The organism is Bradyrhizobium yuanmingense (assembly GCF_029167105.1).
In the GTDB taxonomy this organism is placed as follows: domain Bacteria; phylum Pseudomonadota; class Alphaproteobacteria; order Rhizobiales; family Xanthobacteraceae; genus Bradyrhizobium; species Bradyrhizobium yuanmingense_A.
Window position 1 is genome coordinate 203,488 of the sequence record NZ_JARFML010000004.1, and the last position, 13,853, is coordinate 217,340.

Genomic DNA, 13,853 nt, shown 5'->3' on the forward strand with positions numbered 1-13,853 from the left:
GCTGCGGTAAAGATTTAACCCTACTGCCAACAATCTCCCGCGCGTTCACCTACCCTGCGCTACCTAGTCGGCGCGGACCCCCGCGTCCGCCGGAGGACGCGTCATGAACCTCAATCGCCGTCATCTCATCGGGGCTTCGACCGCAGGCATTGCCGGTGCGCTGGCCATGCCGGCCGACGCCGCGCGCGCCGCGCCGCTGACGTCGCTGCTCGGCCGCGATGCCACGCAATACGGTGTGCGGCCCGGCAGCAGCGAGGACCAGACCCGCGCGCTGCAGCGTGCCATCGAAGAGGCCGCGCGGGCGCAATTGCCGCTCGCCTTGCCACCCGGCGTGTACCGGACCGGTCTGTTGCGGCTGCCGAACGGCGCGCAGCTGATCGGCGTGCGCGGCGCGACCAAGCTCGTCTTCACCGGCGGCGCCTCGGCGATCCAGAGCGACGGCTCCGATGCTATCGGCATCACCGGCATCACCTTCGACGGCGGCGGCATCCCGCTGCCGACACGGCGCGGTCTGATCCACGTTCTCGGCGGGCGCGACGTGCGCATCAGCGAATGCGCTATCACGAGCTCGGGCGGCAGCGGCATCTGGCTCGAGCAGGTCGCGGGCGACATTTCCGGCAATATCTTCGCAGATATCGCGTTGACGGCGGTCGTGTCGTTCGACGCCAGGGGCCTCAGCGTTTGCCGCAACACGATTCTCGGCACCAACGACAACGGGATCGAGATCCTGCGCACCGCGATCGGCGATGACGGCACGCTGGTCGCCGACAACCGCATCGAGAACATCAAGGCCGGCCCCGGCGGCTCGGGCCAGTTCGGCAATGCCATCAACGCCTTTCGCGCCGGCAACGTGATCGTGCGCGGCAACCGCATCAGGAATTGCGACTATTCGGCGGTGCGCGGCAACTCGGCCTCGAACATCCACATCAGCGGCAACAGCGTCAGCGACGTGCGCGAGGTCGCGCTCTATTCCGAGTTCGCGTTCGAGGCCGCGGTGATCGCCAACAACATCGTGGACGGCGCGGCCGTCGGCGTCTCGGTCTGCAATTTCAACGAGGGCGGCCGCATCGCAGTGGTCCAGGGCAACATCATCCGCAACCTGATCCCGAAGCGGCCGATCGGGACCGCGCCCGACGATGATGCCGGCGTCGGCATCTACATCGAGGCGGATTCTTCGGTGACCGGCAACGTGATCGAGAACGCGCCGTCCTACGGCATCGTCGCCGGCTGGGGCAGATACCTGCGCGACGTCGCGATCACGGGCAACGTGATCCGCAAGGCGCTTGCCGGCGTCGGCGTCTCCGTCGTGCCGGGCGCCGGCACCGCGCTCGTCAACAACAACATGATCTCCGAGACGCCGCGCGGCGCCGTGGTCGGCCTCGATCACGCCCGCGCGGTGACGTCGGATCTATCCGCCGACGGCGCACAACGTTTTGCGCAGCTGGTGGTCGGCGGCAATGCGGTGCGGCGCTAGAGCATGATCCGGAAAAGTGTGAAGCGGTTTTCCGAAAAGATCATGCTCAAACAATAACCTAAAGCGCGATGACGATTCATCCCAACCGCATCGCGCTTTAGAACGCGTTCCGCAGCAGCGGGTACTTCGCTTCCAGGCCGTCGAGGCTGAAAGTGAATTCGACGACGCGCTCGGGGGCGGCGACGATTTCCTCGGCGGGCGGGGCGAACTGCGGCAGGAGCGCCGCCATCGCTGCGGGCGCGGTCTTCGGCGGCTTCGCAGCAGGCACGGGCGGCCTCACTTCCGGCGCGGCGAATGGCGCGGTGGCGGCCGGCTCCGCGAGCGGTGATCTCACGGCAGGCGCGGTGAAGGGTGCCTTCGCAGCGGGTGCCTTGAGCGGTGGCATCTCGGCAGGTGCGATGAACGACGGCCAAGCTACCGGCATGGCGAGCGGTGCGATCGGGGCTTCGGTAATCTCCGCGAGCACGTCGGGTTTCGGATCGAGCCTCACCGGCATGACGGTCTCGGGAGCGATGTGAACGGCCTTGGGCTGCATCGTTTGCGCCTGCTGCTCGCGCGGCGCCATGCGAGGCATCGTCGCCGGCGACCAACCGAATGCCGGCGTCACGCTCGCAGCCGCCTCGGCGACATCCGCGCCCGTCGCAAGGGCGCGCCAGGTCTGGACGGCGCGCTTGGCTTCCTGGATGTTTTCAAGGAAGGCGATCTCGGAATGATAGCGGCGCCAGCGGCCGGTCTCGAACATCTCGGAAAGATGTTGCAGGCGCTGCTCGGCGAGAGCGCACCAGCGCGCCGCGATTTGGCGGCTGCCGGCCGCGTCGCGAACGAACTCTTCGCGAACAAATTCTTGGCGATGTGTCATGAACCAGCCCGTCAGGAGAAAACACGGACGCGGGGGACGCAACGCACACGAATCAATTTAGACGCGACAAGAATATTTTGTGGAAAAGTTTTGACTTGTCCAGCAACGACGCGGCATTCGTCGTCAAACACCGTAGTCGTGCGGTGATTTTCCGTGTTTTCGAGTCAAGCTTCGCACAAGCATGACGGAGTTGCGGCGGGACGCGCTCGCGACGGCGACCGAGGTCACGGCGATCTTCAACTGCAAGCTGAACGGATGCGAAGCTTCGAAAAATCGGACCCCCAAAAGAAGAGACCCGTCCGGGGGGACAACCGGACGGGTCGAGCCATATGGGCGCTTGGGGTGGATGGGCGCTCGCGCCTGATATGACTGATGGGGAGGGATGACCGCTCCCACATCAGTTGGTCGTGGCTGCGGGCTGAACGTTCAAATGCGCGGTTTGATTTTTTAACCTTTGGCGTGAGCGTAAAGTTGTCGCAGCGACTAGCGCGCCGGCGGCCTATCTGCCTGAGAAACCGCGGATTTATCCTCCGCGCTCGACAGCGAGGTTTGCTCGATCGCGCGTGCGCCGGGCTCCTCGCGACGCTTCGGAGCATCTTCACGTTTTGTTGTACCGGGGGCAGCAGCGACCGGCGTCGCGCTGTCGGCGGGAACAGCCATGACGGCGGCAAACGCGTCGGCCTGGCCCTCTCCGAAGAGGTCGTCACGCCCGGGAGAGCCGAGGTCGCGTGCGGTCTTCACCAGCGTCATGCGCAGCGCTTCCGGCTTGAGTGCGTGGTTGCGCTCGAGCAGCAGCGCCGCGACGCCTGAGACATAGGCGGCCGAGAACGAGGTTCCCGACGTCACCTGGTATTTACCGTCGGGTGCCGGCAGGAAGATGTCGACGCCGGGGGCCGCGACGGCGATGTAGTTGCCGCGGTTGGAGGCGGAGAACAGCCTGTCCTGCCGATCGGTCGCGGTGACCGCAATCACGTTGGGGTTGGCCGCCGGATAGAGCGGCGGCGATTTCGCCCCGGCATTGCCGGCGGCCGCGATCAGCACGAGACCACGCGCGGCCGTCGCCGCGATCGCGCGCTCGATCACCGCGTCCTTCGGACCGGCAAAGCTCATATTGACGATCTGCGCGCCGTGCTCGGCGGCGTAATTCAGGGAACGCAGGATGATGTAGGACGAGCTCTCGGCACCGCCATTGGCACCGCCGAAGGCCCGGATGGCGATGATGCGGGCTTCGGGCGCGCTGCCCATCAGACGGGCATGAGCCGCGATCGCCCCGGCGATGCCGGTGCCATGGACGTGCGGCCCTTCGGCACTGCCGAGCGCGTCGAAATTGTCGGCGACGGAATTGGCGAGCTCGGGATGCCGGGCGTCGACGCCGGAATCGATCACGGCGATCGTGACGTTGGCCCCGTGCGCCAACGTATGCGCCTGCGGCAGGCGCAGCTTTGCCAGCGCGTATTGCGCAGGATCGCCCTCGGTGGCGGCCGACGATTTCTGGTCCTGGAGCACGTAGCGGAAGTTCGGCTGCAGCGAGCGCACGCTGCCGTCGGCCGCGAATTCGCGCCGGACGGTCTCGTAGGGCCGGCCGTCGGCGATGCGGAACAGGCCGAACGTGGCTCCGATCAGCGGGAAATTCTCGGAAGCGAGGCGGGTCAGGCCGTGGCGACGCGCCAGCTCGTCGGCCTCGGCCGGCGACAGCGCGCCGTCGATCTCGGCGACGAATTCGCCTGCGAAGCTGCGCGAGATCAGCGCCACCGGCGTGTTGTTCCCGCGCCCTTTGCCGGCGCTCTTCTTGCCGGATTTTCCGGTGCCCTCGCCGCCCGCGTTCGGCTGCGCCAGACACTCGCCGTCGCCACTGCGATAGGGCGCGGTGCAGGCCGGATAGAGGTTCGGCGAGTAACGTGCATAGGGCAGCACCGGCGTCGTCGGCCGGATGCGCGACGTCGTGGTATGGGGAATGGTCGCCATCGTCCGCGGACCGCGGCCAACGCTCACCGCGCGCGCAGCGATGTTAGGGCTGACCCGCGGGGTGATGTTTGGAGAGACGGTCGGCGTGCGCGAGGGAACGCTGATCGTCGGCGTGCGCATGATCGCCTGCGCCTGCGCAAGCTCCACGCCGAAACAGGAGGCGACCAGAAGCGCAACGCCGACGGATGAAGCGCGGACCCCAGTGCGCACCCTGCTCTCGGATTTGCCCATCATCGGCTCGGCGGCGCGCCTAGGGCGCCGCGACGGCGAGGTTGACGAACTTCTCGCGCTGCATCCTGCCGAGCAGCGAAGCGAGCTCGTCCTGGCTCATCGCCTTGTCGAACTGGAGGCGGAACATGCCGCCCTTGGCATCGCCGATGATCGAAGCCTGGTAGCTGTCGAGCAGCGCGGTGATGTCGGCGACGCGCGCCTCGGGGGTGAAGCGCACCAGCGCGCGCGACGGCGCGGCGGCGCTACCAAGCTCGCGCGTGATCGGTGCGCTGGTCGAGAGCGAAGCGGTCTGGAAGGTCGCCGGCTGGTTCTTCATCAGCACGGCGCCGATGATGCCGGCCTGCAGCACGAGCGCGACGGCACCGAGGCTCGCCGACCACGCCAGCGTGCGCGGCGACAGGCTCGCGAAGAAGGTCGAGATACGCGCCGACAGCGGCAGCGAGCCGCTCGCCCTCGCCGGCTCGGCATCGATCGCGGCGAACAGCTTCTGCATCGCGCGCGCCGACGGAGCGCCCAGGCTCTCGTTCAGATGAATGGTCTCTTCGTACTCGCCGCGGATCGCCGCATATTGCTTCGCCAGGTCCGGATCGCGCGCCAGCGCTTCCTCGACACGGCGCGCATCGCGCGCGTTCAGCGTGCCGGCAGCGTGCCAGGGCAGCAGCAGTTCAATTTCACTGGGCTCTTGCTCCAGCATCTTCTTGCTCAAAGCCATCATGGCCAGCCTCGCTCGACGCCGGCTGCCTTCAGCAGTTCGGCCAGTTTCTTGCGCGCATAGAACAAGCGCGTCTTCACAGTGTTCTCCGGTATCCCGACGATTTCGGCCACCTCTTCCACGGACTTCTCGTGGTAGTAGACGAGATCGACGATTTCCCGATGATCCGGCGAGAGGCCCGTCAGACACTCCCGCAACGCCTCACTGGTATCCTTCTTCTGCACCACCGTTTCCGGATCGTCGGATGTATCCTCGATCGCGTTGGCGGCGTCTTCGTCCAGCTCGAAATCCTTCCTGCGCCGGAGCGCAGACAGGGCCTTGAATCGGGTGATTGCCAGCAGCCAGGTGGAAACGGCAGATCGGCCCTCGAATTTGCCCGCTTGACGCCAGACGTCGAGAAACACCTCGCTGATGAGGTCTTCCGCCGCCTGCTCGTCCCGCACGAGCCTCAGCCCGAACCTGTAAACCCTGACATGGTGCCGCCCGTACAGCACCTGCATGGCGAGCCGGTCACCTTGAGCGATCCTGGCGATCAGGATCTCGTCTGAAGCCGCCTGTGCCGCGCTCAATGGCCGTCTCGCAAGGTTGGTCGGGTCGATGCGGTGGACGGTTCGATGTGGGGGGCAAAATTGTTCAACCTACCGCAGTCATACGGGGGCTTGTGTGAGCTACCCCACATACGGGCATTTTTCTTGTTCCACCCGTGGTGGTCAGCGTCGCTAGTCCGAATCGGTATCATAATACTGCGATATTCCCTGCGGAATGCCTGCCCGGACATAGGCAGCCCGGCCTCATCCGGCTCCATAGCAGCCCCGCACCACCTTTGTCGCGCAAAGCCTTGCTTCGGCTCGACCGCAGCGCACACGATGCGTGATCATCGGTAAAATTCTCACGCTCGATGATCGCCTTGTTCCCTGCTGCACGGTTCGGATTCGATTTCAAAGGATACCAAACCTAAAGGCTTGCCACGTAGGTTTTTACGCTGACATCCACCATTGGCGGGACCATGGGTACGGCCGCGACGTCCTTTCCGGAGAGGAATGCCGCAGAGGTCGCGGATCTCGTCCTCGCGCCCGAGACGACGGCTCCCGAGGTCAGGGCGCGCCGCGTCTGGCAGCGCCGCCAGATGTATATCGGCCAGGTCGCGAGCTACTCGCTGGGCGGCGCGGTCCTGCTGCTCTACGCCTATGACGGCGCGGTCTCCATGGCCGTTCCGACGCTGTTCTGGCTCGGCGGCCTTCTGATCATCGGGACTTTCACGGTGCTGTCGGAGGCCGGTTTCGGCGACCGTTTCGACGATCATTACCTCACCGTCTATCAGATCTCGGCGCATATGGCGCTGCAACTGGTGTTCCTGCTCGCGGTGCCCGCCGTCGGGGTCGCGTTCCTTGCCGTATTGTTTCTGATCTTCGCGTTCGGCACGCTGCGGATGACGTCGAGCCAGGCCATGCTCACCTGGGGTCTCGCCACCTGCGGGCTCACCGCGGTGTTCCTGGGATCGGACCTGCCGATCGGACTGCCGGTCGCGACCCGGCTGCAGCGGACCGCCTCGATGCTCTGCTTCGTGCTGGTGATCGGGCAGTGCGCCTTCCTCGGCCTGTTCGGCGCCACGTTACGCAAGATCCTGTACAAGCGCAGCATCGAATTGAAGGCCGCCTATAGACGCATCGAGGAACTGGCCGAGCTCGACGAGCTCACCGGCTCCTACAACCGCCGCTGCATCATGCGGCTTCTCGACACCGAGATCGAAAAGTCGCGGCTGGCATCCACGCCCTTCGCGATCGCGCTGATCGATCTCGACTGGTTCAAGCGCATCAACGACGCTTACGGCCATCCCATTGGCGATGAGGTGCTGCGCACCTTCGCGATCACGATCTTCGCCAACATCCGCCCGTCCGACAGCTTCGGCCGCTACGGCGGCGAGGAATTCCTCCTGCTGATGCCGGACACGTCGGGCGAAGCCGCGCAGCGCATGCTCGAGCGCTTGCGCAGCATCGTCGCCGATCTCGACTGGAGCGCATTTTCGCTCGGCATGCGCGTGACCATTTCTGCCGGCGTCGTGACGTTGCGCGAGGCCGATACTGCCGACACGTTTCTCGCGCGCGCCGACAACGCGCTCTATTCCGCCAAGGCGCAAGGGCGCAACCGAATTGCAACCAGCTGACCAATCCATTTTCTTCCGGCACGGCTGAAGCCGCCGCCGGAGCAAACGCTCCAGGACAGGGCAATGAGATCCCATTCCGCAAGACCATCCGATAGTCTGCTCGACGAATTGCAGGCTGCCCTCTCGCACGGCACCGTCGCACGCCGGGTGGAGACGCTGCGCCGCGTCACCGATCTCTTCGTGGGCAACGCGGTCGACTATTCCGACGACCATATCCGCGTGTTCGACGACGTGTTCCAGTGCCTGATCGAGCAGATCGAGACATCGGCCAAAGCGCTGCTCGCCGAACGGCTCGCGCCGATCGCTGCTGCGCCGCCTCAGATCATCCGCACGCTCGCGCTCGACGAGGTGATCGAGGTCTCCGGCCCCGTGCTGTCGAAGTCGGAGCGGCTGGATGAGGCAACATTGGTCGAGATCGCGCGCACCAGGGGCCAGGCGCATCTCAAGGCGATCTCGCTGCGGCGGACGCTGTCGGAAGCGCTGACCGACGTGCTGGTGGCGCGGGGCAACGAGGACGTGGTGCAGTCGACCGTCGGCAATCCGGGCGCGCGGCTCTCGGAGGAAAGTTTCGCCGACCTCGTCGTCCGTGCCGAGCGCGACGACGACCTCGCCGGCTGCATCGGCCTGCGGCCCGACCTGCCGCGCCATCACTATCTGAGGCTGGTCGCCAAGGCATCCTCGAGCGTGCGCAGGAAGCTCGCGGCTGCGCATCCCGAGCTCGCGGACGAGGTGTCGAGGGCCGTCGAGGAAGCGGCCCAACGGGTTCGCGCCGTCGCCAGGACGAAACAGACGGAGATGGCTCGCGCGCTGGTGAAGTCGCTGCACGAGGACGGCCGCCTCAACGAGCTCCAGGTCGCCACCTTCGCCGAGCAGGGCAAGTTCGACGAGACGAACGCGGCGCTGGCCGCACTCGCAGGGATCGCGGTCGAGACCGCCGAGACCATGATGATCGAGAGCCGCACCGAAGGCGTGATGATCCTCGCCAAGGCCGCGGGCATGCAATGGTCGAGCGTGCGCGCCATCATCGCCTTGCGCGAGAAGCTCTCCGGCGGGTCGCAGACCGACATGCTGAAGCTGCGCGACACCTATGAGGCGCTGCGCTCATCGACCGCGCAACAGGTGCTGCGCTTCCACCGCATGCAGTTGCACGCGACGCCGGAGGCGTGAAGCCGGCGCGCTAATACCGCAAGACCCTCGATCCGACCGCCGCGCCGATCGCCGTCACCAGCGCGGTCGCGAGCGTGTACCAGGTCGCGACGAACAGCGGGGAATCGTCGGTGCAGTGCGCGGCATAGAGGGTCGCCGCAAGTCCCGCCGACACCAGCCCTGCGAGCGCTCCGGCGAGCGCGGGACGAGACGGCGCGCCGTGGCGCAGGCCGAACAGCGCCCCCGCAAGCAGCGGCAGCGCCATTGCGGGGATCGCGACCATGCAGACCCTGGAGTTCTTACCCACCAGGCGCATCGCCATCGGCATCGCCGGCGCCATCATCGCCTCGCTGCCGATCGCCACGGCGAGCAGCCCGACGGGAAGCAGCAGCAGCCAGCCCCAGCCGCGCAGCAGGGCTTCGGGACGCGACAAATGAAGGCTGACGATGATGGCGGGGATTGCGAGCGACAACGTCACCGCGAACTTCATGTCGAAGAACGGGTTGCGCATGGCGCTCATGACGTCGGCGCGCACGCCGAAGAACGTCGCAAAGATCAGGATCGACAGCGGCGCAGCCACCAGCAGCGCCATGCTCAGCACCGCGCCGACGCGGGGCGCGCGGTGCGGATTGTCGGCGGCGAGCGAGCGAATGAGTTGATCGGTGTCCATGATCAATGGTCCCGCAATTTGGCGGTCAGCGCCGCAAGTCCGCGATGCAGCGCGACCCGGACCGCACCCTCGCTCATCGACAACCTTGCCGCCGTATCCTTGATCGAGGCGGCCTCGACCGCGATCGATTGCAGCACGTCGCGCTGACGCTGCGGCAGGGTTCCGAGCTGGGCGGCGACCTCGCCGGCCGAAGCGGTGTCCTGCGGCGCCTCGCCCGGCAGCGTCTCGGCGAAATCGTCGATGTTGACGAACACGCGCCTGCCGCGCCGCCGGAGCGCATCGATCAGCTTGTTGCGGCCGATCGCAAACAGCCAGGGCGCGAAGGGGGCTTCGCTGTCCCAGGTATGCCGCTTCAGATGTACCGCCAACAGAATCTCCTGCACGATATCCTCGGCCTGGTCGGGCGGCTGACCCGCCCGCGCCAGGCCACGCCTCGCGGCTGCCCGCAGCACCGGCGTGACCGCCTTCAACAGACGATGATACGCCGCATCATCGCCAGCCATGGCCGACCGCATCAGGCCGGTCCATTCGTCCTCACGTCCGCGCACCCGCGCCCCTCACCATGCAATTCGGCCGCTCTTTCAATTTGTTACGCGGGCACCAAAATTATCACGAGTTCGTGATCAAGATCCGAGCCGCGCGACCGATGCGGCCGCAAACATCTGCGACGGCTCTTAACACCGATCGGTGCGTCCTGCATCGGGCGGGCGCTGCGGGAGGGGGTCTGCCGCGTTTTTGCCCGGTGTAGCCCGAAGATTCCCATTTTTTGCCCCGCTGTCGTCACGCCCCGGGGTCTCTGTTCGCTGCCGGGACGGGCGGAATTGGGGAGATCGTCGACATGATGAAAACCAGCGCGCGCGCGACCCTGATCGTTTTGGCCGGGCTTGTCTTGCTGTCCGGGGGCCTCGCACAGGCGGCGCCGAACGCGGCCGCAGGCAACAAATCGGAGAGCGCCGACAAAGGGGCGGATACGGCCAAGCACCGGCGCCAAGACTCGCGCCGCACCGACAGCAGGAAGACGGGGCAGAAATCCGAGGACAAGGCCGACAAGAAGGACGCGGCGGCCAAGCCCGACGAGGCCAAGAACGACAAGACCGACAGCCAGGTCCCGGCCTCGAGCCAGCTGGCCCCGGAGGTCGCCAACGCCAATGCGCAGCTCGCCGCCGACACGCCGACTGCCGCGGCAGCCTCCGCGATGACGAACCGCGCCAACGACAACGTCCAGGCAGCCGCCGATAATACCAGCGCCGAGAACCCCGAAAGCCAGGTCGTCGCGCCCGATCAACTCAACGACATCGATCGGGCCTTGCAGGAGACCTCGCCGCCGCAGAAGGCGGTGATCGCCGCAACCGAGGCGCAGCCGCGGCCGGCGCCGGTGATGGCCAGCGCCCAGCAGAGCTCGGCCTGGGACCAGAGCTCCCTGATCGGCAAGATCTTCATCGGCGTCGGCACATTGCTGACCCTGGCCTCCGCCGCGCGCATGTTCATGGCCTGATGGCCGGTTCCGCCGGGACGCGACCCCGCGCGTCCCGCGTCCGGCCCCCTTGAAGGCATCCGCGCCAGCGGGCACATTGCCCGCTCAATCGAAAGCGTGGGTGGAGCATGAGCACGTTCGAACACATCATCGTCGAGAGCGTCGGCGCGGTCGGCATCGTCAAGCTGAACCGGCCGAAGATGCTCAACGCGCTCTCGTTCGGCGTCTTCCGCGAGATCGCCGCAGCGGTCGACGATCTCGAGGCCGATGACGCCATCGGCTGCATCGTCGTGACTGGCAACGAGAAGGCCTTTGCCGCCGGCGCCGACATCAAGGAGATGCAGCCCAAGGGCTTCATCGACATGTTCTCCGAGGATTTCGCCGCGATCGGCGGCGACCGCATCGCGCGCTGCCGCAAGCCGACCATCGCCGCGGTCGCCGGCTACGCGCTCGGCGGCGGCTGCGAGCTAGCGATGATGTGCGATTTCATCATCGCCGCCGAGACCGCGAGGTTCGGCCAGCCCGAGATCACGCTCGGCACCATTCCCGGCATCGGCGGTACCCAGCGGCTGACGCGCGCGATCGGCAAGTCCAAGGCCATGGACCTCTGCCTCACCGGCCGGATGATGGACGCCGCCGAAGCCGAGCGAAGCGGCCTGGTCAGCCGTATCGTACCCGCCGACAAGCTGATGGACGAGGTCATGGCGGCCGCCGAGAAGATCGCCGCGATGTCGCGCCCTGCGGCCGCGATGGCCAAGGAAGCGGTGAACCGCGCCTTCGAGACCACGCTCTCCGAAGGCATGAGCGTCGAACGCAACCTGTTCCATTCGACCTTCGCGCTCGAGGACCGCTCGGAGGGCATGGCGGCGTTCATCGAGAAGCGCAAGCCTGTGAACAAGAACCGGTAGCGCACGAGCCGGTCAGGCCAGCGTAAGGCTCTGGCGCTGTCCCGCGCACAGCCCTGTGACGCGCCTGCAACAAGCACGGAATACATGGGAGTTTTGCCCGCGGCAGTTTGCCTGCGGGACCTCGGCTGGCTAAACAGTTAAGAGGCCATCGTCGGCGGGGGCGGACAGCCGGGGTTAAGCGGGATTACATGATTGGGCGTACCGCCAGAGCTGGTCGCGGGGTGACGCGACGTCGATCGGGCGCGGGTCATGTGCTTGCGACATGGACCACGCTGGCGCTCTCTTGCGCCGTTCCCTCCGCGGCATGGGCCGAAGCCCTGCCGGACGCCTTGGCAAAAGCCTATCAGACCAATCCGCAGCTCAATGCCGAGCGTGCGCGCCAGCGCGCCACCGACGAGAACGTGCCGCAGGCGCTGGCCGGCTACCGGCCGCAGATCGTGGCGAGCCTCAGCGCCGGCCTGCAATCGGTGCGCAATCTGTTGCCTGACAACACCATCCAGACCGGCAATCTGAAGCCCTGGATCATCGGCGTCACCGTGAAGCAGAGCCTGTTCAACGGCTTCCGCACCGCCAACGGCGTGCGGGCCGCCGAGCTCCAGGTGCAGTCGGGCCGCGAAGCGCTCCGCAATGTCGGCCAGGGCGTGCTGCTCGATGCGGTCACCGCCTACACCAACGTTCTCGCCAACCAGTCGCTGGTCGAGGCGCAGCGCTCCAACGTCGCCTTCCTGCGCGAGACGCTCTCCGTCACCCAGCGCCGGCTCAATGCCGGCGACGTCACGCCGACCGACACCGCGCAGGCCGAGGCCCGCCTCAATCGTGGCCTTGCCGATCTCAACGCGGCCGAGGTCGCGCTTGCGGTCAGCCAGGCCACTTATGCGCAAGTCATCGGCAATGCGCCCTCGCAGCTCAGGCCTGCCGAGGCCGTCGACCGCTATCTGCCGAAGAGCCGCGAGGACGCCATGACGATGGCGATCCGCCAGCATCCGGCGGTGATGGCCGCCAGCTTCGACGTCGATGTCGCCTCCACCAACATCCGCATCGCCGAAGGCACGCTGCTGCCGAGCGCAACCATCCAGGGCAGCGCCAGCAAAAGCCGCAACAACGACCCGGCGCTCAGCACCCTCGCCGAGGACCAGGCTTCGATCGTCGCCAATGTCACCGCGCCGATCTACGACGGCGGCCAGGCCGCGGCGCAGACCCGGCAGGCCAAGGAGATCACGGCGCAGAGCCGCCTCGTGCTCGACCAGGTGCGCAATCAGGCGCGTACGGCGGCGGTCAGCGCCTGGGTTGCCAACGAAGGCGCCAAGATCACGGTCTCGGCCTCGGAGTCCGAGGTGAAGGCGGCCACCGTCGCGCTGCAGGGCGTGCAGCGCGAGGCCGCCGGCGGCCAGCGCACGACGGTGGACGTCTTGAACTCGCAGGCCGACCTGATCCAGGCCAAAGCCCGCTTGATCGGCGCGCAACGCGATCGCGTGATCGCCTCCTACACGCTGCTCAGCGCCATCGGCCATCTCGACGTCAAGACGCTGAACCTGAACACGCCGGATTATCTGCCCGAGGTGCACTACCACCAGGTCCGCGACGCCTGGCACGGCCTGCGCACGCCGTCGGGGCAGTAGCCTCAAATCTCTCTGGTGGATGCCGATGAAAAGCCGCCGCATCCATCTGATGGGAGCCTCGGGCTGCGGCGTGACCACGATCGGCCGCGCGCTCGCGGGCCAGCTTGCGCTGCCGCATCACGACAGCGACGACTATTTCTGGCTGCCCACCGTGCCGCCCTATCGGACGACCCGCCCGGCCGCCGACCGCCTGCGCCTGATGCACGAGATGTTCTTGCCGCGTCTCGACTGGGTGCTGAGCGGGTCCGTCACCGGCTGGGGCGAAGAGCTCGTTTCGTACTTCGACCTGGTCGTCTTCGTGACCGCGCCGCGCGAGATCCGGATGAGACGATTGCGCGCCCGCGAGGGCGCTCATTTCGGCGCTGATGCCATCGCGCCAGGCGGCTGGCGCCATGACGAGACCGAAGACTTCGTCGAATGGGCCTCCCATTACGAAGCCGGCGATCGCGAAGGCCGCAGTCTCGCCAAGCATGAGGCTTGGCTCGCTGGCTTGCCCTGCCCGGTCGTGCGCGTGGACGGCTCACGTCCGCTTGCGGACCTTGTCGAGCAGCTATGCAGCGAAGCGGAGCGGTTGCCCGGCTGATGTGATATTCTCCTACCCGCTCGCCAATAAGAAAAACAAACCGGGAGA

Annotated in this window: 13 protein-coding genes; 7 read left to right on the plus strand and 6 right to left on the minus strand. The window is 66.6% G+C overall.

The window, feature by feature from the left end:
* The first annotated feature begins 103 nt into the window (after positions 1-103).
* Positions 104-1,474 (plus strand): TIGR03808 family TAT-translocated repetitive protein, encoded by a 1,371-nt coding sequence (locus P0R31_RS07430; RefSeq protein ID WP_275513497.1) that lies wholly within the window; start codon positions 104-106, stop codon positions 1,472-1,474.
* A 97-nt stretch (positions 1,475-1,571) separates the two neighbouring features.
* Here P0R31_RS07430 and P0R31_RS07435 read toward each other — a convergent pair whose 3' ends face one another.
* The 4 genes from P0R31_RS07435 to P0R31_RS07450 all read right to left on the minus strand — a co-directional run bounded on the left by P0R31_RS07435 (position 1,572) and on the right by P0R31_RS07450 (position 5,810).
* Complete coding sequence (locus P0R31_RS07435; protein ID WP_275513498.1) at positions 1,572-2,333, minus strand: TIGR03809 family protein; 762 nt, start codon at positions 2,331-2,333, stop codon at positions 1,572-1,574.
* 483 nt (positions 2,334-2,816) lie between these two features.
* Positions 2,817-4,532 (minus strand): S8 family serine peptidase, encoded by a 1,716-nt coding sequence (locus tag P0R31_RS07440; RefSeq protein WP_275513499.1) that lies wholly within the window; start codon positions 4,530-4,532, stop codon positions 2,817-2,819.
* 16 nt (positions 4,533-4,548) lie between these two features.
* Positions 4,549-5,244, minus strand: coding sequence for a hypothetical protein (locus tag P0R31_RS07445; RefSeq protein WP_275513500.1), 696 nt, complete (start codon positions 5,242-5,244; stop codon positions 4,549-4,551).
* The gene (locus tag P0R31_RS07450; RefSeq protein WP_275513501.1) at positions 5,241-5,810 is read right to left on the minus strand and encodes a sigma-70 family RNA polymerase sigma factor; all 570 of its coding nucleotides are present in this window, start codon (positions 5,808-5,810) and stop codon (positions 5,241-5,243) included. Before P0R31_RS07450 ends, P0R31_RS07445 begins: the two co-directional genes overlap by 4 nt.
* A gap of 437 nt (positions 5,811-6,247) precedes the next feature.
* Here P0R31_RS07450 and P0R31_RS07455 point away from each other — a divergent pair, with 437 nt between their 5' ends.
* Together P0R31_RS07455 and P0R31_RS07460 are read left to right on the plus strand one after the other, a co-directional pair.
* Complete coding sequence (locus P0R31_RS07455) at positions 6,248-7,405, plus strand: GGDEF domain-containing protein (RefSeq protein ID WP_275513502.1); 1,158 nt, start codon at positions 6,248-6,250, stop codon at positions 7,403-7,405.
* A gap of 63 nt (positions 7,406-7,468) precedes the next feature.
* Complete coding sequence (locus tag P0R31_RS07460) at positions 7,469-8,572, plus strand: DUF2336 domain-containing protein (RefSeq protein WP_275513503.1); 1,104 nt, start codon at positions 7,469-7,471, stop codon at positions 8,570-8,572.
* Between the two features lie 10 nt (positions 8,573-8,582).
* Here the strand turns inward: P0R31_RS07460 and P0R31_RS07465 are convergent, their stop codons facing one another.
* Both P0R31_RS07465 and P0R31_RS07470 read right to left on the minus strand, forming a co-directional pair.
* On the minus strand, positions 8,583-9,221 hold the full coding sequence (locus P0R31_RS07465; protein ID WP_275513504.1) for a DUF1109 domain-containing protein: 639 nt from the start codon (positions 9,219-9,221) through the stop codon (positions 8,583-8,585).
* A 2-nt stretch (positions 9,222-9,223) separates the two neighbouring features.
* Complete coding sequence (locus P0R31_RS07470) at positions 9,224-9,769, minus strand: sigma-70 family RNA polymerase sigma factor (protein WP_036042899.1); 546 nt, start codon at positions 9,767-9,769, stop codon at positions 9,224-9,226.
* Between the two features lie 290 nt (positions 9,770-10,059).
* Here P0R31_RS07470 and P0R31_RS07475 point away from each other — a divergent pair, with 290 nt between their 5' ends.
* The 4 genes from P0R31_RS07475 (at position 10,060) to P0R31_RS07490 (ending at position 13,805) form a co-directional block, all read left to right on the plus strand.
* A complete protein-coding gene (locus tag P0R31_RS07475) occupies positions 10,060-10,716 on the plus strand; it encodes a hypothetical protein (protein ID WP_275513505.1) in 657 nt (218 codons plus the stop codon).
* Between the two features lie 107 nt (positions 10,717-10,823).
* Positions 10,824-11,603, plus strand: coding sequence for an enoyl-CoA hydratase (locus P0R31_RS07480; RefSeq protein ID WP_275513506.1), 780 nt, complete (start codon positions 10,824-10,826; stop codon positions 11,601-11,603).
* Between the two features lie 188 nt (positions 11,604-11,791).
* Positions 11,792-13,222: a TolC family outer membrane protein gene (locus P0R31_RS07485; RefSeq protein ID WP_275513507.1), complete on the plus strand. Its 1,431-nt coding sequence runs from the start codon at positions 11,792-11,794 to the stop codon at positions 13,220-13,222.
* 25 nt (positions 13,223-13,247) lie between these two features.
* Positions 13,248-13,805 (plus strand): hypothetical protein, encoded by a 558-nt coding sequence (locus P0R31_RS07490; protein ID WP_275513508.1) that lies wholly within the window; start codon positions 13,248-13,250, stop codon positions 13,803-13,805.
* The last annotated feature ends 48 nt before the right edge of the window (positions 13,806-13,853 follow it).